The 23,063-nt window shown below is 69.3% G+C and carries 19 protein-coding genes and 1 riboswitch; of the genes, 11 read left to right on the top strand and 8 right to left on the bottom strand.

What is annotated here, in order from left to right; translation table 11 throughout:
• Positions 1-149 precede the first annotated feature (149 nt).
• From ACFY3I_RS30845 to ACFY3I_RS30835, 3 genes are read right to left on the bottom strand one after another with little or no spacing between them, the layout of a single operon-like run.
• A complete protein-coding gene (locus ACFY3I_RS30845; RefSeq protein WP_390864371.1) occupies positions 150-722 on the bottom strand; it encodes a hypothetical protein in 573 nt (190 codons plus the stop codon).
• Positions 719-2,632: a hypothetical protein gene (locus tag ACFY3I_RS30840; RefSeq protein WP_390864370.1), complete on the bottom strand. Its 1,914-nt coding sequence runs from the start codon at positions 2,630-2,632 to the stop codon at positions 719-721. Before ACFY3I_RS30840 ends, ACFY3I_RS30845 begins: the two co-directional genes overlap by 4 nt.
• Positions 2,616-4,709: a hypothetical protein gene (locus tag ACFY3I_RS30835; RefSeq protein ID WP_390864369.1), complete on the bottom strand. Its 2,094-nt coding sequence runs from the start codon at positions 4,707-4,709 to the stop codon at positions 2,616-2,618. Before ACFY3I_RS30835 ends, ACFY3I_RS30840 begins: the two co-directional genes overlap by 17 nt.
• Positions 4,710-4,963: 254 nt before the next feature.
• Between ACFY3I_RS30835 and ACFY3I_RS30830 the strand changes: the two genes are divergently transcribed.
• Both ACFY3I_RS30830 and ACFY3I_RS30825 read left to right on the top strand, forming a co-directional pair.
• Positions 4,964-5,341, top strand: coding sequence for a hypothetical protein (locus tag ACFY3I_RS30830; RefSeq protein ID WP_390864368.1), 378 nt, complete (start codon positions 4,964-4,966; stop codon positions 5,339-5,341).
• Between the two features lie 77 nt (positions 5,342-5,418).
• Positions 5,419-6,912: a hypothetical protein gene (locus ACFY3I_RS30825; protein WP_390864367.1), complete on the top strand. Its 1,494-nt coding sequence runs from the start codon at positions 5,419-5,421 to the stop codon at positions 6,910-6,912.
• Between the two features lie 9 nt (positions 6,913-6,921).
• Here ACFY3I_RS30825 and ACFY3I_RS30820 read toward each other — a convergent pair whose 3' ends face one another.
• The 4 genes from ACFY3I_RS30820 to gcvT form a co-directional block, all read right to left on the bottom strand.
• Complete coding sequence (locus ACFY3I_RS30820) at positions 6,922-8,289, bottom strand: L-serine ammonia-lyase (protein ID WP_365293803.1); 1,368 nt, start codon at positions 8,287-8,289, stop codon at positions 6,922-6,924.
• A gap of 58 nt (positions 8,290-8,347) precedes the next feature.
• Positions 8,348-9,610 (bottom strand): serine hydroxymethyltransferase, encoded by a 1,263-nt coding sequence (gene glyA, locus ACFY3I_RS30815; protein ID WP_365293805.1) that lies wholly within the window; start codon positions 9,608-9,610, stop codon positions 8,348-8,350.
• 48 nt (positions 9,611-9,658) lie between these two features.
• Positions 9,659-10,036, bottom strand: coding sequence for a glycine cleavage system protein GcvH (gene gcvH, locus ACFY3I_RS30810; protein WP_365293807.1), 378 nt, complete (start codon positions 10,034-10,036; stop codon positions 9,659-9,661).
• 133 nt (positions 10,037-10,169) lie between these two features.
• The gene (gcvT, locus tag ACFY3I_RS30805) at positions 10,170-11,297 is read right to left on the bottom strand and encodes a glycine cleavage system aminomethyltransferase GcvT (RefSeq protein ID WP_390864366.1); all 1,128 of its coding nucleotides are present in this window, start codon (positions 11,295-11,297) and stop codon (positions 10,170-10,172) included.
• Positions 11,298-11,454: 157 nt separating this feature from the next.
• Positions 11,455-11,552, bottom strand: a riboswitch (glycine riboswitch).
• A gap of 162 nt (positions 11,553-11,714) precedes the next feature.
• On the opposite strand from gcvT, the gene ACFY3I_RS30800 reads away from it, so the two are divergent.
• The 3 genes from ACFY3I_RS30800 to ACFY3I_RS30790 all read left to right on the top strand — a co-directional run bounded on the left by ACFY3I_RS30800 (position 11,715) and on the right by ACFY3I_RS30790 (position 14,307).
• Complete coding sequence (locus tag ACFY3I_RS30800) at positions 11,715-12,401, top strand: AAA family ATPase (protein WP_390864365.1); 687 nt, start codon at positions 11,715-11,717, stop codon at positions 12,399-12,401.
• A gap of 102 nt (positions 12,402-12,503) precedes the next feature.
• A complete protein-coding gene (locus ACFY3I_RS30795; protein ID WP_365293813.1) occupies positions 12,504-13,295 on the top strand; it encodes an enhanced serine sensitivity protein SseB in 792 nt (263 codons plus the stop codon).
• A 217-nt stretch (positions 13,296-13,512) separates the two neighbouring features.
• The gene (locus tag ACFY3I_RS30790) at positions 13,513-14,307 is read left to right on the top strand and encodes an enhanced serine sensitivity protein SseB C-terminal domain-containing protein (RefSeq protein ID WP_390864364.1); all 795 of its coding nucleotides are present in this window, start codon (positions 13,513-13,515) and stop codon (positions 14,305-14,307) included.
• A gap of 116 nt (positions 14,308-14,423) precedes the next feature.
• Here the strand turns inward: ACFY3I_RS30790 and ACFY3I_RS30785 are convergent, their stop codons facing one another.
• A complete protein-coding gene (locus ACFY3I_RS30785; RefSeq protein WP_390864362.1) occupies positions 14,424-14,654 on the bottom strand; it encodes a hypothetical protein in 231 nt (76 codons plus the stop codon).
• A 439-nt stretch (positions 14,655-15,093) separates the two neighbouring features.
• Between ACFY3I_RS30785 and ACFY3I_RS30780 the strand changes: the two genes are divergently transcribed.
• From ACFY3I_RS30780 to ACFY3I_RS30755, 6 genes are all read left to right on the top strand, one after another.
• The gene (locus ACFY3I_RS30780) at positions 15,094-16,092 is read left to right on the top strand and encodes an ABC transporter permease (RefSeq protein WP_390864361.1); all 999 of its coding nucleotides are present in this window, start codon (positions 15,094-15,096) and stop codon (positions 16,090-16,092) included.
• A gap of 37 nt (positions 16,093-16,129) precedes the next feature.
• Positions 16,130-17,905, top strand: a complete 1,776-nt coding sequence (locus ACFY3I_RS30775) for an ABC transporter substrate-binding protein (RefSeq protein WP_390864360.1) — start codon at positions 16,130-16,132, stop codon at positions 17,903-17,905.
• Between the two features lie 72 nt (positions 17,906-17,977).
• Entirely contained in the window at positions 17,978-18,985 is a 1,008-nt protein-coding gene (locus tag ACFY3I_RS30770; RefSeq protein ID WP_390864359.1) for an ABC transporter permease, read from the top strand.
• A complete protein-coding gene (locus tag ACFY3I_RS30765) occupies positions 18,982-20,073 on the top strand; it encodes an ABC transporter ATP-binding protein (protein WP_365293824.1) in 1,092 nt (363 codons plus the stop codon). The genes ACFY3I_RS30770 and ACFY3I_RS30765 overlap by 4 nt, the downstream gene beginning before the upstream one ends.
• On the top strand, positions 20,070-21,449 hold the full coding sequence (locus ACFY3I_RS30760) for an ABC transporter ATP-binding protein (protein ID WP_390864358.1): 1,380 nt from the start codon (positions 20,070-20,072) through the stop codon (positions 21,447-21,449). The genes ACFY3I_RS30765 and ACFY3I_RS30760 overlap by 4 nt, the downstream gene beginning before the upstream one ends.
• A 212-nt stretch (positions 21,450-21,661) precedes the next feature.
• Positions 21,662-23,053, top strand: coding sequence for a M1 family metallopeptidase (locus tag ACFY3I_RS30755; protein WP_390864357.1), 1,392 nt, complete (start codon positions 21,662-21,664; stop codon positions 23,051-23,053).
• Positions 23,054-23,063 lie beyond the last annotated feature (10 nt).

Below are 23,063 nucleotides of genomic sequence, written 5' to 3'. Positions count from 1 at the left end.
CTCCCTGGGGAGCAGGAATTGAAAGTGCGTGTTCCGTATTCCCCGTAACGGAGCCCTCGATCCACGTGTGCGCGCGGTTTGTCGGTCCGGGCGCCGGTCTCGGCGGCCCGTCCAGGTTTCCCGGGTGGCGGGCCCGCGAGCAACTCCGGTCAACCCAGCAGGATTCCGACGGCCACGAGAACCAGGGTTATGGAGAGCAGCGCCAGCGTGACCCGTGCCAGCCGGTCGGAGGCCCGCTGGCGGTCGCGAAGGGCTGACATGTCGGCGCCCCAGGAGGCGCGGAGCCGGGTCAGTCGTTCCTCGGCCGCAGTATCGCGGGCCTGCCCGGCCGACCTCGCCTCCTCCTCCGCCCGGTTAAGCTCGCGGACGACGGCGGCCGTATCGGTGGCCTGGGCCTCACGGTGCAGCTCCAGCAATGCGGTCAGGCCGTCCCCGACGGACTCGAGCCGACGGCGGAGTGCCTGGTTCTCCCGGAGCAGCGCCTCCTGCTGCCGTTTCAGGGCACGAACGGCATCCTCCTGCTCCTCGGCCGTGCCGTCCAGGCTCGTCCTGAGTTTCGTCAGCGCCCTCTCGACCCGGTCCGCCTCCTCGGAGACCCGCGCGACGGTGCTCTTGGCCAGCGGGCCGGTCAACTGGTCGACGACGTCCTGGAAGGAGGCCCACAACGGCTCGGGCGCAGGGGGTTCGTCGGCGGTGTCGGACACATCGAAGACATCGGTCATGGGAACATCCGGTTCAGGTCGTGGATGCCGCGCAGGGCGGCGAGGAGGAGCCAGTACCGTCGGTCCTCGTCGGGCTGGGCCGCCTGCCGCGCCAGGCGTTGGACAAAGGTCCGGTTCCGCTCGTCGTGCACGGTCCGTACCGACCGCGCTACCACGAGGTTGGCGCTGTCGGCGGCCTCTTCCTCGGCGGCCCGGTCGAGCTGTCCGTCCAGCTCGGTGACGGCGGCTACCAGTGCCCCGGCGGTCCGGCCGACATGGCGGGAGGCCACGGCGCAATGCCGGCCGGCGGCGGCATCGGCCTCACTGAGACGCGCGGAGGCCGCGTCGGCGTGGGTGTGCAGGGTGGCCCGGATCCATGCCGGCAAGTGCGCGCCCGCAGCGGTCATCCGTGCGTAGCAGTACTCCGGGGTCTCGGATTCCCGCACGAACCTTTTCCACCAACCCTGTTCGCACAGCTGGCAGCACGCGCACAGTGCGTCGTACCTCTCCCGGGTCCGCGTGCTCAGGTCGTGGGGCGGATGCCGTGGCACCGCCCGTGACGTCACCGTCCCCCGCCATTCTGTCCATGTCCTGCGCGCGGCCGCCGTCCATGCGGCACGCTCCTCTTCCTGCTTGGCGCGTACCGCGGTCCCCCGCATCTCCGGTGCCTCCGGCCGGTCACAGATCACCGGCCACTCGGCGAGCCGCGCCAGATCCTCGCGGAGCAGCAGGGTCCGCCGTCCAGCCGCCTCGGCGGTCCTCCGGGCCTGGTCGTGGAGGGCGAGCGCCTCGGCGTGGGCGCGTTCGGCCCGCCGCCGGGTCGCCACCGCTGTCTCGAGGGCCCGCTCACGCCGCCTGGCGTTGTCCCGCACGACGATTTCAACCCGGGCGGCGATCTCGGCCGCAGCCAGATGGCGGCGGTCCGGGTCGGAATAGCGGGCGACGGTGTCACTCAGCCGCCGCAGCAACTCGTCGCAGACCGGGCGGATCGCCACCGCGTACTCGGGATCGCCTCTCAGCAGGTCCGTCCAGGAGTCGCCGAGTTCCACCAGGAAGAGGGACTCCGGCGCGAGCGCGGGCAGGTCTGAGAGTCGCACCTGCTCCGCGTAGTGTGCCTGGACCGCCTCGATGACTTTGTCACGCTGCCAGGACGGACCGCAGGGTTCGCCCAACACTGTGCGCAGATGCCTGCCGACGCTCTCCGCGCTGAACGCCCGGGTGAACACCATGCTGAAGCGATCCCTCTGCTCACTCCAGCCGAGAAGGAAGGGGTTCTCGGTGACGGCCGGGTCCCGGACCATCTCCCCGAACTGGTTTCCGGACACCACGAACACCACGTGATCCATCACGGGGGAGTAGGCAGCCAGCAGAGCCTTGGCCGCCTCCCGTTCCTCGGCGCCGGCACCGTGCAGTCCCGGCAGATCGAAGACCCGCAGATCCGGTCGACGGCCGGGGCCCGCGAAGCGGTCCGGCAATCCGATCTCCAGAGGCCGGGCCCGTGCCCGCCAGAGCAGTCGGTCCCCGGCTCCAGTACGGAACGATGCGAGCCGTTCCTCCAACTCCTCCGAGGTCAGCCAGACCGTCTCCCGGGTTGCGGCGGCCGCCACGTCGGGGTCGTCGTAGGCCAGGGACCACCGCTCGGGATCCCCGGACCACTGGTACCGGATGGGCACCGGCGTCGCCGAGCGGCCGCGGCCTCGCCCCGCTCGCAGCGGCGAGGCCGCCTCTGCCGCGGCCTCCGGGTCGGTCACTCCCAGCAGTCTCAGCAGCAGAGTCGTCTTGCCCACCTGGGAGTCGCCGAGGACCATCACATGGGCCAGGCCGGAGTCCTCCAACGCCTCGTCCACACCGCGCAGCCGGGCACGCAGCCAGGAGACGGCCTCCGCCGACCAGGCCCAACGCGACTCGTCGAGGTCAGCCCAGTTCGTCATGCCCGAGCGCCTCCAGCATCCGCTCGCGGTAGCTCTCCACCGCGCGGGTGGCCGCCACCAGCCGGAACTGCCCGTTGAGCTCGTTGTCCGCGCCCAAGGCCTGCTGCAGCCGGGACTGCAGGATCTCCCGGGTCACGCGCAGCAGTTCGTCAACGTTCTCCAGCACCTGTCGTTCCGCCGCTTCCCGGTGACGGGCCAGCAGAGACCGCGCGAGGCGGTCGCGCTCGCTCATCGCGTTGTTTCCGGCGTTGAGGAGTGTCGCGCCGACGGCACCGATACCGAGCGTGGTGAGCAGCAGAGTCGAGGCGGTGGCGCCGACCCCGGTCGCCGCCTTCGCGCCGTCGGCGAACAGGCCGGCCGAGAGCGTTCCGATGTTCTTAAGGAGATCGACGTCCTCCTTGACGAACAGGTCCGTGCCCAGCAACAGGCCGACGGTGCCCAGCAGCGCCTTGCGCTCGTTCGCGAGGTCGCGCAGCGCGTCCGACAACTCGGCGGGCGACTTCGTCGTCTCCAGCGAGCCGTCGGGCATGGAGAGTTCACCGACCGCGAAGGCCCTCGCATCGAGCGTCATGAACGGCAGGGCCCTGACGGCCTGCACCAGTCGGCCCCCGACGTGCACGGCGGGTGAAGCGGCGGTCCGGACCTCGCCCGACTGTGCGTCGGTGCCTTCGACGGGAGGGCGTCCGGTGAGCACCAGCGCGACATCCCGGTCGAGACGGCCATCGGTGAGTGACCCGGTGAAGGCCGCCAGCCGGATCTGGCGCTCGGTGTCGACGGTCGACTCGATGCTCCCCAAGTATGCCGCGTTGGGCCCGGGAAGACCCGGCTGCGCGGGGGTCAGCCAGGCATTCTGCACCAGCTCGACGAGACGGTTGTCGCGCTCGTTCCTGCGCAGCCGCAGGAACTCGGCGCCGCGCCGGGTGCCCTCCTTCCAGCCGCCGTTGTCGCTCAGCAGCCCTGTCAGGCGGCTTGAGGCCCGGGTCATGTGCTGGTCGTAGTGCTCGGTCACCTTGGGTGCGAGCGCGTGGCGGAGGGTGTCGCTCGCCGCGTCGAACTCGTCCAGCAGCCCTTGGATCTGGTCGGCGACCTCGCTCTTGAGAGCCTTGCGGTCACGAGCCGCCTTCGCCGTTCGCAGGACACCGGCGAGCTCCCGCCGGATCAGCTCCCGCAGCAGGTCGGTCTCCAACCGTCGACTGTCCCGGGCGCTCCCGCGCTTGGCGTCGATCCGGGACCTGAGCGTGGTGATCCAGTCCTTCGGGCTGGAGCCGTCCCTGCCCACGGGTACGACGTCCGACGGACCGACTCCGAAGACCTCCGCCGCACGGGCCGTACGGTCATGGATGACCTCGGGAGCGGAGGCCTCACACCGGGAGACGGCCACCACCAGGTGCAGTTCCTCCTCGTCCCGGCGCAGCAGACGCAGCAGCTCGGGCTGTCCGGCGTTGGCCAGCCGCTGTTCGTCGGCGACGAGCAGCGTGGCTGGGCTGGTGGCCAGAACGATCTTCATCAGCTCCTGCCACTGTGTCTGCGCCCGGCCGCGCTCCAGACCGGGTAGGAGCACGAATCCGGTGCCTTCCAACTGCCAGAAACCGAGAGGTACCTCGAGCTGGGTAAGCAGCACCTTGGGGTTCTCGCTGCGCACCTGCCGGCGCCACTCCTCACGCTGGCCGACGGTGTAGTAGCGATAGTCCACAAGCTGTCCGCTGCGTTCCGCGTCCACGCCCGACCGCCGAAGGACCACTACTCCCCGCGGCTCCTCCAAGCCGGCTCGCTCGATGATGGCCACCGGGCACTTCTCGCCCACGCCGGTATTGTCCTCCAGCCAGTCGGCGGCTTCTGGGTACAAGTTCCGGGCGAGTAGTGTCTTGCCCGCGCCCTGTTCGCCGGCGATGGAGACGAACTGGTCCTCGCCGAGTGAGCTCAGCACGTAGAACTGACGCACCAGCCGCAGCCAGTCGCTGTCATCGGCACCCCTGATGTCGAGTTCCACGCCGAGCCGCATCAGAGCCATGGCGAGCCCCTGCAGCAGTCTCTCCGCCTTCACGAAGCGGCCGTCGACGTTTTCCGGTTCGTCCATGTCCCTGCCCCCTGGGGAGTTGTGTCGAAGAACTGAGCGGCGTTGCGGGCTGCGGCGGTGGGGCGCTCGCGGAGCGGGTCGATGCTGCGCACGGGAACGTGCGCGCGGCTCGCACGAGGGCGCGAGCCGCTTTCCCAGTGTGGCCGTAAAGTGCAGTTGAATAAAGAGAGTTGACGCAAGTTACGGCCGTTTTGTACTGTCGTTCGGGCTGCCGTGGGGGGGCAGCTGTCGGCCGCATGTGGGAGGGGGTTGTCGTGGAGCGACACACCGGCCCGAAGATCAGGTTCTTCACCGACCTGGACGTGGGCGAGGAGATCGCCGGCATCGTCGAGCGAAACGGCGGGGTCGTGCTGTCGAAGGGGCCCGCCGAAGACCCCGGCAGGTTCGCCTTTGACTTCGGCACCGTCACCGCCGTGGTCACGCTGGCCGGCACACTTCTCTTCAAGGAGCCCGTGATCCCCGAGCTGTACCGCCTGTTGCGGCGGCGGGGCGACGGCCAGAAGGTGGTGGTCGAGGGACCGCACGGCAGGGTCGAACTCGGCTCCCGCGAACGGCCTCTCTCGGAAGCAGAGATCAGGGCTGCGGTGGAACTGGTCGCGGGCGCGAGGCAGACGCCGGACGGCGACGGCTGAGACACCGCGCACCCGAACGACTCCGGGAGCGCGACAGACCGAGTCCGGGACACGACGACGAGCCCGAGGTGCAGCGTATGAGTTCGGGATACGGCGAGTTCGACCCCAAGTTCCCCGGAATCTCGTTGCACGCGCAGTCCGCTGCGGCCTGGGAGCGGATCAGCCGCTTCTCCATAGGTTCCGAGACTCCCGATCCGGCTGCCGCGACCACATCCGAGGGCTTCCTGGACGCGGTATCGAGCCTGAGCGTGACGATCCACGAACTGCGCCACTTCCACGACTTCCTGATCTCGGACCACGGCTCCCGCCTGGTGCGGGCCCGGCTCCAGGTCGTACTGAACATGGTGGAGGTCGTGCAGGCCTTCCGGCACCTGGACGCTTGGCGGCAGGCCAACGTCGTGCTCACCCCGCTGTCCGAATGGTGCCGGCTGGAACCGGACGAACGGCAGGCGGAGATCGACGGCCTCAACTGGGCTGGCGCCGACTACCGTCCGCCGGATCTGCCGTACTTCGCGCAGGACTGGTCACCGCCGGACCGAGGGCTGGCCGGCCTGCACGACGTCTCCGCGGAGATGCTCGGCCGCCAGCTTCAGCTCTGTGGCTTCTACCAGGACCGCGTCCGCCTGTTGAACGGCAAGCCGGAGGGGCTGGAAGAAGCGCCCTATTATCCGCAGCAGTTCGCGGAGGCGTCGGCGATCCTCTGCCAGCAGGCGGAGATCACGAGTGCCTGGGACGCCGAGACGGCCCAAAAATTCACGGCCGTGCTGCTTGCGCCGGGCAACCGCTACGGCATGGCGCTGGCCCATGTCGGCGCCCTCTTCGGCGGTCGGGGCGGGGTGGACGCGGCCTTGGTGGCGGGTTTCCTCGGCTGGTGTCTGTTCGGCAATTACGAGTCCGGCGCCGATGCCTTCCCGATCGTGCGGTTCGGCCGGCTCGGTCAGGTCCTGCTGGAGCGGCCCCGCGACACGGTTCCTGCCGTCACCCCCAGGACTCCGGAGGAATGGCACCGGCTCTTCGCCCGCTGGGACGACCTGACCGACCAGCCCTCCACGATGGACGATCTGGTTCGCTCGGTACGCGAGACGGAGCTGTCGTACGCGAAGGTGTGCTCGCGGGTGAGGGAGACGGCCCGGGACGAGCTGTACGGGGATTTCCTGACTGGAGTGGGGCAGATCGTGCGGGCGCGATCCCACATGGTGGAGCGGTTCCTGGCCGATCCGGGCGGCTATCTGAGCCCCTTCGCCTACCGGCTGAACATGGACCGCTGGACAGCGGCGCCCCTGAAGATCACGCTGCCCGCGGACGCCGCGCTCACCGGGGTGGACGAGGAACGCTGGTCGGTCCACGCCTCTCAGCGGGACAGGACGGGGCGTCTCCTGGTCACCGTCATGGGCCTGCGTGAACCACTGCGCGGAGTCCGGCACATCGATCCCGAGGCCGCGTTTCAGGTGTATCACCTGGCCAGCGTGGCCGAGGTCCTGATCGGCCCCTGTCCCCCGGACGTCAGCCCGCTGGACCGCGCCCTCGCGGAGACCTTGCTGGGCGTCCCGACGCTGCCCCTGATCCGCTAGCCGGCCCCGCTAGCACTCGATGATGTTCACAGCCAGCCCACCCCGCGCCGTCTCCTTGTACTTGACGCTCATGTCGGCGCCCGTGTCCTTCATGGTCTTGATGACCTTGTCCAGGGACACCTTGTGCGAGCCGTCGCCGCGCATGGCCATGCGGGCCGCGGTGACCGCCTTGACCGCGGCCATGCCGTTGCGCTCGATGCAGGGGATCTGGACCAGGCCGCCGACCGGGTCGCAGGTGAGGCCGAGGTTGTGCTCCATGCCGATCTCGGCCGCGTTCTCGACCTGCTCCGGGGAGCCGCCCAGCACCTCGGCCAGCGCGCCCGCCGCCATCGAGCAGGCGGAGCCGACCTCGCCCTGGCAGCCGACCTCGGCGCCGGAGATGGAGGCGTTCTCCTTGAAGAGCATGCCGATCGCGCCGGCGGCGAGGAGGAAGCGGACCACGCCCTCCTCGTCGGCGCCGGGAACGAAGTTGATGTAGTAGTGCAGGACCGCCGGGATGATGCCCGCCGCGCCGTTCGTGGGGGCGGTGACCACCCGGCCGCCGGCCGCGTTCTCCTCGTTGACGGCCATCGCGTAGAGCGTGATCCACTCCATCGCGTGCGCCAGCGGGTCGCCCTCGGCGCGCAGTTGGCGGGCGGTGACGGCGGCCCGGCGGCGGACCCGCAGACCGCCCGGCAGGATGCCCTCCCGGGACATGCCGCGCGAGACGCACGCCTGCATCACCCGCCAGATGTCCAGCAGACCCTCGTGGATCTCCTCGTCGGTTCGCCAGGCGCGCTCGTTCTCCAGCATCAGCGCGGAGATCGACAGGCCGGTCTCCTTCGTCAGGCGCAGCAGCTCGTCGCCCGTGCGGAAGGGGTACTTCAGGATCGTGTCGTCCAGCTTGATGCGGTCCGCGCCGACCGCCTCCTCGTCGACCACGAACCCGCCGCCGACCGAGTAGTACGTCTTGGACAGCAGCTCCGCCCCGGAGGCGTCGTACGCCCACAGGGTCATGCCGTTGGCGTGGTACGGCAGGGTCTTGCGGCGGTGCAGCTTCAGGTCGGCGGTGAAGGAGAACGCGATCTCGTGCTCGCCCAGCAGGGACAGGCGTCCGCCGGTCCTGATGGCCTCGACCCGCTCGTCGGCGTGCTCCACGTCGACGGTGCGCGGCGAGGCGCCCTCCAGCCCGAGCAGCACCGCCTTCGGGGTGCCGTGCCCGTGGCCGGTCGCGCCGAGCGACCCGTACAGCTCGGAGCGTATCGAGGTGACGGAGTCCAGCAGCCCCTCGTTGCGCAGGCGCAGGGCGAACATGCGGGCCGCGCGCATCGGGCCGACGGTGTGGGAACTCGACGGCCCGATGCCGATCGAGAACAGGTCGAAGACCGAGATGGCCACGGGGGAACTCCTTGGAAAGGGGTGGGGGCACACGCCATCGGGTGCCCCCACCAGGGAACTACTTGTTCAGACCGGGGTAAAGCGGGTGCTTCACGGTCAGTGCCTCGACCCTGGCCCGGAGGGCCGCCGCGTCGTAGGACGGCTTCAGCGTCTCGGCGATCACGTCCGCGACCTCGGCGAAGTCCTCGGCCGTGAAGCCGCGGGTGGCCAGCGCCGGGGTGCCGATCCGCAGCCCCGAGGTGACCATCGGCGGACGCGGGTCGTTCGGGACGGCGTTGCGGTTGACCGTGATGCCCACCTCGTGGAGGCGGTCCTCGGCCTGCTGGCCGTCCAGCTCGGACTCGCGCAGGTCGACGAGGATCAGGTGCACGTCCGTGCCGCCGGACAGGACGTTCACCCCGGCCTCGCGGGCGTCGGGCGCGGTGAGCCGCTCGGCGAGGATGCGCGCACCCTCCACCGTACGACGCTGGCGCTCCTTGAAGTCCGCCGAGGCGGCGACCTTGAAGGAGACCGCCTTCGCCGCGATCACGTGCTCCAGGGGACCGCCCTGGAAGCCCGGGAAGACGGACGAGTTCAGCTTCTTCGCGAACGCCTGGCGGGCCAGGATGATGCCACCGCGCGGACCGCCGAGGGTCTTGTGGGTGGTGGAGGTGACCACGTCGGCGTACGGCACCGGGTTCTCGTGCAGACCGGCGGCGACCAGGCCGGCGAAGTGGGCCATGTCGACCCACAGGTACGCCTCGACCTCGTCGGCGATCCGCCGGAACTCCGCGAAGTCCAGCTGGCGCGGGTACGCCGACCAGCCGGCGATGATCACCTTGGGCCGGTGCTCCTTGGCGAGCCGCTCGACCTCGGCCATGTCCACCAGACCGGCGTCGTCGACGTGGTACGCGACCACGTCGAACTGCTTGCCGGAGAAGTTCAGGCGCATGCCGTGGGTCAGGTGGCCGCCGTGCGCGAGGTCCAGACCGAGGATGGTGTCGCCGGGCTGGGCCAGTGCGAACAGGGCCGCCTGGTTGGCGGAGGCACCGGAGTGCGGCTGCACGTTGGCGTACTCGGCGCCGAACAGCTCCTTCACCCGGTCGATGGCGATCTGCTCGGTGACGTCGACGTGCTCGCAGCCGCCGTAGTAGCGGCGGCCGGGGTAGCCCTCGGCGTACTTGTTGGTGAGGACCGAGCCCTGCGCCTCCATGACCGCGACCGGAGCGAAGTTCTCCGAGGCGATCATCTCCAGGGTGGACTGCTGGCGCACCAGCTCGGCGTCGACCGCGGCCGCGACCTCGGGGTCCAGCTCGTGCAGGGGCGTGTTCAGAACGGACATCTGTTTCTACGACTCCTGTTTCCTACGACTCCTGGTTTCCGCGACGTCTCAGCCGGCGGTGAAGGCGGTGTACTCGTCGGCGGAGAGCAGGTCGGCCGGCTCGTCCGCGAAACGCACCTTGAACAGCCAGCCGCCCTCGAAGGGGGCCGAGTTCACCAGGGACGGGTCGTCCACGACGTCCTCGTTGACCTCGGTGATCTCACCGGTGACCGGCGAGTAGAGGTCGGAGACCGACTTGGTCGACTCCAGCTCGCCGCAGGACTCGCCCGCGGTGACGGTGTCGCCGACGGCCGGGAGCTGGACGAAGACGACGTCACCGAGCGCGTTGGCCGCGTGCTCCGTGATGCCGACCGTCGACACGCCGTCCGCGGCGGCCGACAGCCACTCGTGCTCCTTGCTGTAACGCAGCTGCTGGGGGTTGCTCATGGCGTGAATTCTCCTGTACGCGGGGGAGTGGTGAGGGAAGAAGACTGCGGGAAACATGCGTGAGCAGCGCAAATGTGCGCAGGCTCACGCGCCGCCGAGCCCAGTGTCTCCTTCTGGGCCGGCCGCTGGGGGTCTACTTCTGGCGCTTGTAGAACGGCAGGGCCACGACCTCGTACGGTTCGTGGCTGCCCCGGATGTCGACGCCGACACCCTCGGTGCCGGGGGCCGCGTGCGCCGCGTCGACGTACGCCATGGCGATCGGCCTGCCGAGCGTGGGGGAGGGGGCGCCGGAGGTGACCTCGCCGATCACCTTGCCGTCCGCCACCACCGGGTACCCGGCACGCGGCACCCGGCGGCCCTCGGCGACCAGGCCGACCAGAACCCGCGGCGGCTCGGCGGCGGCCCGGTCGGCGGCCTCCTGGAGCGCCTCGCGGCCCACGAAGTCGCCGTCCTTCTCGAACTTCACCACCCGGCCGAGACCGGCGTCGAAGGGGGTCAGCGAGGTGGTCAGCTCGTGCCCGTAGAGCGGCATGCCCGCCTCCAGGCGCAGGGTGTCCCGGCAGGACAGCCCGCAGGCCACCAGGCCGACACCGGCGCCGGCCTCGGTGAGGGCCTCCCACAGGGCGACCGCGTGCTCCGGCTGCACGAACAGCTCGAAGCCGTCCTCGCCGGTGTAGCCGGTGCGGGCGATCAGCGCCGGGACGCCGGCGACGGTGCCGGGCAGACCGGCGTAGTACTTGAGGCCGTCCAGGTCGGCGTCGGTGAGCGACTTCAGGATCCCCGGCGACTCGGGCCCCTGGACGGCGATCAGCGCGTACGCGTCCCGGTCGTCGCGCACCTCGGCGTCGAAGCCGGCGGCCCGCTCGGTCAGCGCGTCGAGGACCACCTGCGCGTTCGAGGCGTTGGCCACGACCAGGTACTCGGTCTCGGCCAGCCGGTAGACGATCAGGTCGTCGAGGATGCCGCCGTCGGTCCGGCAGATCATGGTGTAGCGGGCGCGGCCGACGCCGACGGAGGCGATGTTGCCGACCAGGGCGTGGTTCAGCAGGGCGGCGGCCTCGGGGCCGGTCACCGCGATCTCGCCCATGTGGGAGAGGTCGAAGAGGCCGGCCCTGGTCCGCACGGCGACGTGCTCGTCGCGCTCGGAGCCGTAGCGCAGCGGCATGTCCCAGCCGGCGAAGTCGGTCATGGTGGCGCCGAGCGAACGGTGCAGGGCATCGAGCGCGGTACGGCGGAGTGCGGCGGAGTCGGAACTGCTCATCGGTCGGTCGTCTCCCAAAGATCCCAGGGCATGACAGGCGAGGTCTGTCCTCCCCATCTGTCATCGGAACCTGAGAGGTTCGCCTCGACCACCGAAGTGGTCACGGCTTGCACCTTGGGTGGGACCGCCGGTACGGCGGCCCGCTTTTCAGATGTGCCTCGCCCGCGCGGTAACGGTGCCTGAGAGATTCAAGGGAGGGACTTGCTCCTTCGGCGCCCCGGCGAAGACTGCCGAGGACTCTCCCGCGCGGATTCAAACGGCCGGTATGCAGTTGGCGCGGACATCATCGCATGCCCGGCCGGGCTTTGTAACAGGCCTGTGGCCGGAAGCGGACGGAACCGCGAGACACCGTCCATTACCTTCTCTTTACGATAAGTGGGGAGAACCTTTCCTGAGCCCCCAGGGAGGACGGTCACGGTGACAAGGACCACGGCATACGCGACGACGTCAGGCATCGCCCTGCCCGGCCAGCCGGCGGCCCCGGCCCGCGAGCGGTGCGATCAGCGCCCGGCACGAGTCGTCCGCGACCTGCGCGACCGGGCCGGCCGCAGCCCGCACGGCCTGTTCTTCGGCCCCGGTGACCTGGTCGTGGTCACCGGACTGCCCGGCAGCGGCAAATCGACCCTCATGCACCGCACCGTCCAGGGCCTCCGGGTCGACTCGCAGGACACCCGCGACCGCTGGGACGCCCGCCTGGCCCGCTTCCTGCCGTACGCCGTCTACCGCCCGCTGGTCCGCCTCGCCCACTACGCCGGACTGCGCCGCGCGCTGCGCACCGGCGAGGGCGTGGTGGTGCACGACTGCGGAACCCAGGCCTGGGTGCGCGACTGGCTGGCCCGCGCGGCCCGCCGCCGCGGCGGCACCCTGCACCTGCTGCTCCTGGACGTCACGCCCGGCACGGCACTGCAGGGCCAGCGCGCGCGGGGCCGGGGCGTCTCCCGGTACGCCTTCCTGCGTCACCGCCACGCGGCCACCCGCCTGGTGCGCGCGGTGGCGCGGGGCGGGCTGCCCGAGGGCGTCGGATCGGCGGTGCTCCTCGACCGGGACGCGGCGGACGTGCTGCGCCGGATCGCCTTCCGCGAGCCGGAGAACCTCGCCGGGTAGGGCCGCCGGGCAGCGGGGCGGTTCACGGGACGAGGCATTGTCACAGCCACCCGCTAGCCTTTTGAGACTCAGCAGCAGCGGTTTCCAGCAGGCGGTAGGCAGATGGACTTCCCGGCGGACATTCCCGCGGACTTCCCGGCACAGGCGCACCCCCACCCGCACGGCGGTTGGCCCGGCAACGAACTGGAGGAGGTCCTGTCGGCCTCCCTCGGCGTCCCCGCGGCGGCGGGACGGCTCATCGAGGTACTCGCCCGCAGTTTCCTGTGGATCCCGCTGCCGGAGGGCGGCGGCCCGCACAGCGGGTCCCTCGACCTGCCCACCACGGAGATCGAGGGCCGGGTGTACGTCCCGGTCTTCAGCTCCGAGGAGCAGTTCCGCCAGGTGACGGGCTCGCACCTGTCGTACACGGTCGCCCCGGCCGTCGAGTTCGCCCGCGGCCTGCCCCCGCAGGTCGGCATCGCCGTCAACCCCGGAGGCATGGTGGGTGTCCCGCTGCCGCCGGAGGCGGTCGCCGAGCTGTGCCGCGGCGGCCGCAGCGAACTGGACGGTCCCGCCTCGGGCGGCCGGGTCCGGCTGTACGAACCGGACTGGCAGGACGACCCCATGGACTTCCTGGCCGCCGCCTCCGCCGAGTTCGCGCAGACCGGCGTGGTCGCCACGGCCCGCCGCTGCCTGGCGGTGGTCGAGACGGCGGACCCGGTGATGTTCGTGGGCGTCGAACTCTCCCAGTGGGAAGGGGACATCCGGGCGCTGCCCCTGGAGGCGCTGGGCAGGGCGCTGGGCCGGATCCCGCTGAATTGGCCGGTGAACCTGGTCCTGCTCGACGTGGCCGACGACCCGGTGGGCCACTGGATGCGGGAGAACGTACGCCCCTTCTACCAGTACGGCCACTAGAGAACGGCCGGTACGGCCACGACGGAACGGCCGGTACGGCCACGACGGAACGGCCGGTACGGCCGCCGGAGACGACCTGGGGCAGCCGGCCCGGGGGCAGGGGGAACCGCGCGCCGGGCCACGACGAAACCCGCACCCCGACGAACAATCGGCCCCCGCTGCCTTGACGCTTAAGCTGTCCCCGAACGCGGGGCGACAAATGAAGGGGCGGTAACACGTGAGCGCCAGCGGCACCGCGGCGACCGGGCAGGTCGAGCACATGCTGCGCCAGGTAACCCCCGGGCGCTACGACGCCTACGAGGCACTCCTCCGCGCCCTCGCCACGCCGTCCTCGGGCCAGGTCTGGATGCTCCTGTGGCACGGCCAGGGCGGCTCTCCCGACGCGCAGTACGGGAACATGGAGGTCGAGGGCCACGGTTACGCGCCCTGTGTGACCTCGGCACAGGAACTGTCGGCGAGTGGCTGGAACCGTTCCTACGAGGTGGTCGACGGGCTCGACGTGGCCCGCACGCTCTATCCCGACCACTTCGGCCTGTGGCTCAACCCGCACGCTCCCGGCGGCGGGGTCGGCATCCCCTGGACGGACCTGCGCCGCATCGCGACGGGCCTGGAGCGGCAGCCCGCGGGGCCGCTGCGGCTGGCCGAACCGGCCATCGAGATCCCGCAGTTCTACGCCCTGCTGACGCAGAACGCGCACCGCACCCCCGCGGTCCGCTCGCTGCGGCGTGCCTGGGTGCAACCGTCGATCGGCACGCCGTATCTCGCGATCGGGCTCGACGTGTACGACACGTCGCCGCCGGCCGTGGACTCGGTCCGGGCGATGATGCAGCAGTCCGTCGGCGTGGTGCCGGACGGGCTGCCGGTGTCGACGGTCGCGATGACCGACGAGTACGACCCGGTGGTGATGTGGATGCGGGCCGCGGCCCGCCCGTTCTACGACCGTGAGGCGCATGCGGCCCTGCCGCCGGCACCGGCCGGCGGTTACGGCTATCCCGGTCCGAGGACCTACTGAGCGACGGGCACCGCGAACGCGGTTGCCGGACCAGAGAAATCCGGGTGGGCGGCGAATGATTCTGCCGCCCACCCGGATTTCTGTTGCCGACGCCCCGCGTCGGTCGTGCGCCGGTATCACGGCTTGGGCGCGCAGCCGTTCACGCTGCTGTTGCGCTTGCCGCGGACCGGCCCACGCGACTGGTGGGAGGCGTTCGGCGGAACGGCGATGAAGGCAATGAAGCCGGCCCCGTGAATTCGGTTCGGCAAGCAATGACCGAAATCCTGATCGGCCACTCTGTTCGCGGGGAGGAAACGGAGGAGCAGCCCTGAAAAGCGCATGACAATGAGGCGAGTGACGTCGGTCACTTCGGTGGTTGGTCCTCGGTTCGTGTCCGCCCCCCCCGCCTCCCTCGCGTCCGCATGGCGGTGTGCGGGGGTCGATGGGCAGTCGCGAGGGTATCTCCGCGCGTAGACTCGGCTGTTCGGTGGGGAGTTGGGACTTTTGTCGGAATCGATTCCGTCCGACCTCTGTGTCCACTCGTCCGGATACCGGAAACCCAGATCGTCATCACGGTTGCGCATACTTTCTCCATCAGGCCTGGCGCGTGATCACCACTGCATTGAAGACTCGCCTCTCAGACGCGAAGTCACCGATCCTGCGGGCCAGTACGTCGTACCGGCCGATGGGTCTCGTGGACAGTCGGGCCGTTACCTTTGGCGCCCACCGCGCAACAAGCAAGCGAACCAAGCCGCCCACCGCGGCGGACAAAAGCCGGTCACCACCGGTGAGAGGGGTCAGGTCACTGTGACCGCACCGATCGAGACCACCGGAGCGGCAGCCGAGGCACAGCCGGAGGCTGTGCTGGCGAACGCCACCAAGGGGCAGATCGAGGGCCGTTCCCTCGGGCAGATCGCCTGGACCCGGTTCAAGAAGGACAGGGTCGCCGTGGCCGGCGGCATCGTTGTCTTCCTGCTGATTCTCGTGGCGATCCTCTCCCGCCCCATCCAGGCCATGTTCGGCCTCGATCCCAACGCCTTCCACCAGGACCTGATCGACGCCAACACCTCGCTGCCGACCGGCGGTTTCGGTGGCATGAGTCTTGATCACCCGCTGGGTGTGGACCCGAAGTTCGGTCGGGACATCGCCACCCGCGTGCTGGAGGGCTCCTGGGTGTCGCTGGTGGTCGCTTTCGGCTCGACCATCCTGTCGAACGTGATCGGCGCGATCATGGGTGTCGTCGCGGGCTACTACGGAGGCCGTGTCGACTCGGTCATCAGCCGGCTGATGGACACCTTCCTGGCCTTCCCCCTCCTGCTGTTCGCGATCGCCATCTCCGCCACCCTCCAGGGCGGCGCGTTCGGCCTGAACGGACTGCCGCTCCACCTCAGCGTGCTGATCTTCGTCATCGGCTTCTTCAACTGGCCCTACCTGGGCCGGATCGTGCGTGGCCAGACCATGGCCCTGCGGGAGCGCGAGTTCGTCGACGCCTCCCGCGGCATGGGTGCCAAGGGCCCGTACATCCTGTTCCGCGAGCTGATGCCCAACCTGGTCGGCCCGATCATCGTCTACTCGACGCTGCTCATCCCGACCAACATCCTCTTCGAGGCGTCCCTGAGCTTCCTCGGCGTCGGCATCCAGCCCCCGCAGGCGTCCTGGGGCGGCATGCTCCGCGAAGCCGTGACGTACTACCAGGTCGATCCGCAGTACATGATCGTGCCCGGCCTTGCCATCTTCGTGACCGTGCTGGCGTTCAACCTGCTCGGTGACGGTCTCCGCGACGCTCTCGACCCCCGCAGCCGCTGACGCCTGCTGTCACCGAGAGCCCGACAAGTTTCCGACAATGGAGGGGAACCCACCCATCATGCGAAGGTCAGCGCTGGCCGCGATCGCGGCCATCGGCTCCGCCACCCTGCTGGTTGCAGGGTGCAGCAAGGCCGATGACAACAAGGACAGCAACGGAGGCGGCAGCTCTGCCGCGGCCAACGCGGCTACCACGGGTGTCGTCAACGCGTCCGACAAGAAGGGCGGGACGCTCACCTACGAGCTGTCCGACGTCCCGGACTCGTTCGACCCGGGTAACACGTACTACGCCTACATGTACAACCTCAGCCGGCTGTACGCCCGCCCGCTGATGACGTTCCAGCCGGGCCCCGGTTCCAAGGGCAACACCCTGGTCCCGGACCTCGCCGCGAGCAAGGGCGTCCCGAGCGACGGCGGCAAGACCTGGACGTACAAGCTGCGTACGGGCCTGAAGTACCAGGACGGCACGGCGATCACGTCCAAGGACGTCAAGTACGCCGTCGAGCGCTCCAACTTCGCGCGTGACGTGCTCTCCCTCGGCCCGAACTACTTCCAGCAGTTCCTGGTCGGCGGCGACAAGTACAAGGGTCCCTACAAGGACAAGAGCGCCAAGGGCCTCTCGTCCATCGAGACCCCGGACGACACCACGATCGTCTTCCACCTGAAGCAGGCCTTCCAGGAGTTCGACTACCTGGTCTCGGCCCCGCAGACGGCCCCGGTCCCGCAGGCCAAGGACAACGGCGTCGACTACGTCAAGAACATCGTGTCCTCCGGCTCGTACCAGTTCCAGAGCTACGAGGACGGCAAGCAGGCCGTGCTCGTCCGCAACAAGAACTGGGACGCGAAGACGGACCCGCTGCGCAAGCAGCTGCCGGACAAGATCGTCGTCAACCTGAAGGTCAACGCCGAGACGATCGACAAGGACGTCCTGGCCGGCGACGCGATCGACCTCGGCGGCACGGGTGTCCAGGCCGCCACGCAGGCCCAGGTGCTCACCGACGCCAGCAAGAAGGCCAACACGGACAACACCTACGGTGGCCGTCTGGTCTACATGGCGATCAACACCAAGCTGAAGCCGTTCGACAACGTCGCCTGCCGCAAGGCCGTCGAGTTCGCGGTCGACAAGGTCTCGGTGCAGACCGCCGAGGGCGGCCCGATCCGCGGTGACATCGCCACCACGGTGCTGCCTCCGGACATCCCGGGCTACACGAAGGCGGACGCCTACGCCACCGCGGGCAACAAGGGTGACGTGGCCAAGGCCAAGGAGCAGCTGAAGGCCTGCGGCAAGACGTCGATCAACACCAACATCACGGCCCGTTCGGACCGTCAGCCGGAGATCGACGCCGCCACGGCGATCATCAACTCGCTGAAGAAGGTCGGCATCAACGCCACCCTCAAGCAGTACCCGTCGGGCAAGTACTTCACCGACTACGCGGGTGTGCCGAACTTCGCCAACAAGCAGAACGTCGGCCTGATGATGATGCAGTGGGGTGCCGACTGGCCCTCCGGCTACGGCTTCCTGCAGCAGATCCTGAACGGCAAGGCGATCAGCCAGTCCGGTAACACCAACCTGTCGCAGTACGACAACAAGTCGGTCAACGACCAGCTGGCCAAGGCGATCGGCACGCAGGACGACACCGAGCGCAACACCATCTACACGCAGATCGACAAGCAGACCATGGACGACGCCGCCCTGGTGCCGCTGACCTACTTCAAGGTCCTGCTGGCCCGCCCGACCACCTTCACCAACCTGGTTTCCACGGCGGCCTTCAGCGGTCAGTACGACTACCTCAACATCGGCGTAGCGTCGAAGTAGCAGCCCCGGAAGGCAGGTGAAGGCATTGGTGCCCGCGGGCCGAGAGGCCCGCGGGCACCAGCGCCGATCCCCGTGATCTCGTACATCCTCCGTCGGACGCTCGCAGCGGTGATCCTGCTGCTGGTCGTCTCCGCGGTCACCTTCGCCATCTTCTTCGTGCTGCCGCGGCTCGCCGGGCAGACCGCCGATCAGTTGGCACAGCAGTACATCGGCAAGAGCCCGTCGAAGGCGGACATCGTCGCGGTCAAGCACAACCTCGGTCTGGACCAGCCCGTCTACGTCCAGTACTGGCACTTCATCAAGGGGATCGTCTCCGGCGCCACCTATGATCTGGGCCCGTCCACGGTGCACTGCAACGCGCCGTGCTTCGGCTACTCCTTCAAGACCCACCAGGCCGTCTGGCCGCAGCTGACCAACCGCATGCCGGTGACCCTGTCGCTGGCCCTCGGTGCCGCGGTGCTGTGGCTGGTCTCGGGTGTGGCGATCGGCGTGGTCTCCGCGCTGAAGCCGCGCTCCTTCTTCGACCGCACCTTCATGGGTGTGGCCCTGGCCGGCGTCTCGCTGCCCATGTTCTTCACGGGCAACCTGGCGATCCTGCTCTTCACGTACCAATGGCCGATCTTCGGCCGGACATACGTCCCGTTGACCGAGAACCCGGCGCAGTGGGCCAACACGCTCATCCCCGCCTGGTGCTCGCTGGCTCTCCTGTATTCGGCCATCTACGCGCGGCTCACCCGCTCGGGCATGCTGGAGACGATGAACGAGGACTACATCCGCACGGCCCGCGCCAAGGGCCTGCGCGAGCGCAAGGTCGTGGTCCGGCACGGACTGCGCGCCGCGCTCACCCCGATCATCACCGTCTTCGGCATGGACCTCGGTCTGCTGCTGGGCGGCGCGGTGATCACCGAGACCGTGTTCTCGCTGCACGGCATCGGCCAGTACGCGGTGCAGGCCATCGACGACAACGACCTGCCGCCGATCCTGGGCGTGACCCTGCTCGCCGCGTTCTTCGTCGTCATCGCAAATCTCCTGGTGGACCTGCTCTACGCATCCGCCGACCCGCGGGTGAGGCTCTCGTGACCGAACTCTCCAAGACCGGCGCGGCCGTGGGCGAGCCCACGCCGACCCACACGCCCGAGGCATTCCTCGAGGTCCGGGACCTCAAGGTGCACTTCCCGACGGACGACGGCATCGTCAAGTCCGTCGACGGCCTCAGCTTCTCGCTGGAGAAGGGCAAGACCCTCTCCATCGTCGGCGAGTCCGGCTCCGGCAAGTCCGTCACCTCGCTGGCCGTCATGGGCCTGCACCGGCTCGGCGCCCGTGGCAAGAACGTCCGGATGTCCGGCGAGATCTGGCTGGGCGGCAAGGAGCTGGTGAGCGCGTCCCCGGACGAGGTGCGCCGGCTGCGTGGCCGCGAGATGGCGATGATCTTCCAGGATCCGCTGTCCGCGATGCACCCCTACTACAAGGTCGGCGACCAGATCGTCGAGGCGTACCGGGTGCACCACAACGTCACCAAGAAGGTGGCCCGGACCCGCGCCATCGAGATGCTCGACCGGGTGGGGATCCCCGAGCCGGCCAAGCGCATCGACGGCTACCCGCACGAGTTCTCCGGCGGTATGCGCCAGCGCGCCATGATCGCCATGGCCCTGGTCAACAACCCCGAGCTGCTCATCGCGGACGAGCCGACCACCGCGCTCGACGTGACGGTCCAGGCACAGATCCTCGACCTGATCCGCGATCTCCAGAAGGAGTTCGGCTCCGCGGTCATCCTCATCACCCACGATCTCGGTGTGGTCGCCGAGATCGCCGACGACGTCCTGGTGATGTACGGCGGCCGGTGTGTGGAGCGGGGTCCTGTCGACGAGATCTTCGAGAAGCCGCAGCACCCCTACACCTGGGGCCTGCTGGGCTCGATGCCGCGCATCGACCGGGAGACCTCCGACCGGCTCATCCCGGTCAAGGGTCAGCCGCCGAGCCTCATCAACGTCCCCTCGGGCTGCGCCTTCCACCCGCGTTGCCCGTACGCGGACCTTCCCAAGGGGAACGTCACCCGCACGGTCCGTCCCGAGCTGCAGCAGGTCGACGGCGGCCACTGGTCCGCCTGCCACCTCTCGGCCGAGGACCGTACGCGGATCTGGACCGAAGAGATTGCGCCGAAGCTGTGAGCGACACGAACAAGACCGATGACGCCGTCATCCCGCAGCAGGCGTCGCCCTCGTCGGATCGTGACGTGCTGCTGAGGGTCGAAGGCCTGCAGAAGCACTTCCCGATCAAGAAGGGCATCCTGCAGCGGCAGGTCGGCGCGGTGAAGGCCGTCGACGGCATCGACTTCGAGGTGCGCAAGGGCGAGACCCTCGGCGTGGTCGGCGAGTCGGGCTGCGGCAAGTCGACCATGGGCCGGGTCATCACCCGGCTCCAGGACCCGACCGGCGGCAAGGTCACCTTCGAGGGGCAGGACATCACGCACCTGTCCACCTCGAAGATGCGTCCGCTGCGCCGCGACATCCAGATGATCTTCCAGGACCCGTACGGCTCCCTGAACCCCCGGCACACCATCGGCTCGATCGTCTCCGCGCCGTTCCGGCTGCAGAACGTGGAGCCGGAGGGCGGGGTCAAGAAGGAGGTCCAGCGCCTCCTGGAGCTGGTGGGTCTGAGCCCCGAGCACTACAACCGCTACCCGCACGAGTTCTCCGGCGGTCAGCGCCAGCGCATCGGCATCGCCCGCGCGCTGGCCCTGAAGCCGAAGCTGGTGGTCGCGGACGAGCCCGTCTCCGCCCTGGACGTCTCGATCCAGGCGCAGGTCGTGAACCTCATGGACGACCTCCAGGAGGAGCTCGGCCTGACGTACGTGATCATCGCTCACGACCTGTCGGTCGTCCGGCACGTCTCGGACCGGGTCGCGGTGATGTACCTGGGCAAGATCGTCGAACTCGCCGACAGCACCAAGCTGTACGAGTCGCCGATGCACCCGTACACCAAGGCCCTGATGTCGGCGGTGCCGGTTCCGGACCCGAAGCGCAGGGGCCAGAAGAGCGAGCGCATCCTGCTCCGCGGTGACGTCCCGTCGCCGATCGCGCCGCCGTCCGGCTGCCGCTTCCACACCCGGTGCTGGAAGGCGACGGCGATCTGCAAGACGACGGAGCCGGCGCTCGTGGAGCTCCGTCCCGGCCAGCGGGTCGCCTGCCACCACCCGGAGGGCTTCGAGGACCAGGCTCCGCAGGACACGGTGCTGCTGACCGTCGCCAAGGAGGCGGCCGAACTGGTCGCCGACGAGGTGCTGGCGGAGTCCGCGGAGACGTCGGCGGCGGTGGCGGCGGAAGTCGCCGGGACCGCCGAGCGGACCGAGTCGGCCGAGGCCGCGGAGACCACCGAGGAGGTTTCCGAGACCTCCGAGGAGGTTTCCCAGACCTCCGAGGAGGTTTCCGAGACCTCCGGGGAGGTTTCCGAGACCTCTGAGGCGGCTTCCGGGACTTCCGAGGAATCCGGGAAGTCCGAGTCCTCCGAGGGCGCGGGCCAGGAGCCGACCGGCAAGCAGGACTGACCGCTCGCCGAAGCGCGACACGTGAGAGTACCGGCAGGGGCCCACCCTGCCGGTACTTTTTCGTACCTGACGAGGAACGCGCGGGGCGCGGGGCCAGGAGTCAACCCGCAGGTGGCGCATGACAAGTTGGCAAAGTCATGGGCATGACCTGAGGGGAGCCTGCACAGTCGACCCTGTCCGGCTTGTCGGCACAAGTTCGAAAGGGACGACTCGTGAAATTCTCCCGTTCGGCACGTTTAGGGGCCCTCGCGACCGCGGCGGCCTCTTTTCTTGTCATAGCGGCCGCCCCCGCCCCCACCCAGGGCGCCCCGGGCATCGGCGACCCCTACTTCCCGCAGCTCGGCAACGGCGGCTTCGACGCCCGCCACTACGACCTCGACGTGGCCTACAACCCGGACACCGACCGTCTCGACGGCCGTACGACCCTCACCGCGCGGGCCACCCAGAACCTCTCCTCCTTCGATCTCGACCTGCAGAAACTGGAGGTCACGCGCGTCGAAGTGGACGGCAGGCGGGCCCGGTTCACGCGCACCGGCGACGAGATCACCATCACGCCGCGGGACGCGCTCCGCAAGGGCCGCGAGTTCACCGTCTCCGTCACCTACGGCGGGATACCCGAGCCGCTCAGCGGCCCCATCGTCTTCGGCTCCGAGTACGGCTGGATGAAGACCACCGACGGCGTCTTCGTCGCCTGCGAACCCAACGCCGCCTCCAGCTGGTTCCCGTCCAGCGACCACCCCTCCGACAAGGCCACCTACGACATCCGGATCAAGGCCCCCAAGGGTCTGACCGGCGTCTCCAACGGCCGGCTGGTCTCGACGTACGACAAGGGCGCCTCGACGTACACGCACTGGCGTGAGAACAGGCCCATGGCCACCTATCTCGCCACCGCCACGATCGGGAAGTTCGACGTGCGGACGGGGCGGACACCCTCCGGCATCCCGGTCTACGTCGCCATCGACCCGGTGCTCGCGAACAGCAACAGCGTCGACGTGTACGCCGTGACGGCCGCCGCCACCGACTACTGGTCCAAGCTCTTCGGGCCGTACCCCTTCGAGGAGACCGGCGCGATCGTCGACGACATGCCGGAGGCCGGGTTCTCGCTGGAGGTGCAGAGCAAGCCGGTCTACTCGGCGGTGCGCAACGAGACGACGATCGTGCACGAGCTGGCCCACCAGTGGTTCGGCGACTCGGTGAGCGTGGCGCAGTGGAAGGACGTCTGGCTCAACGAGGGCTTCGCCACCTACGCCCAGTGGCTGTGGGCCGAGCACCAGGGCACCAGCACGGCCCACGACACCTTCCTGGCCAACTACAACGCGCGCGGCGCGGACAACGCCTTCTGGCAGACCGTCGTCGCCGACCCGCAGCGCGACACGATGTTCGCCTCGGCGGTCTACCAGCGCGGCGCGATGACCCTGCAGATGCTGCGCGAACGCATCGGGGACACCGCGTTCTTCAAGCTCCTGCCCGCCTGGACGAAGCTGCACCGCTACGGCAACGCCGACACCGCCGACTTCGTCCGGCTCGCGGAGAAGATCTCCGGGCAGCAGCTGGACGGCCTGTTCCAGACCTGGCTGTACACCAAGGGCAAGCCGGCCCTGTGAGCCTGGCTTC

It is taken from the genome of Streptomyces sp. NPDC001068, from assembly GCF_042897315.1.
Lineage (GTDB): Bacteria > Actinomycetota > Actinomycetes > Streptomycetales > Streptomycetaceae > Streptomyces.
This window is presented reverse-complemented; position numbering and strand designations above follow the sequence as displayed.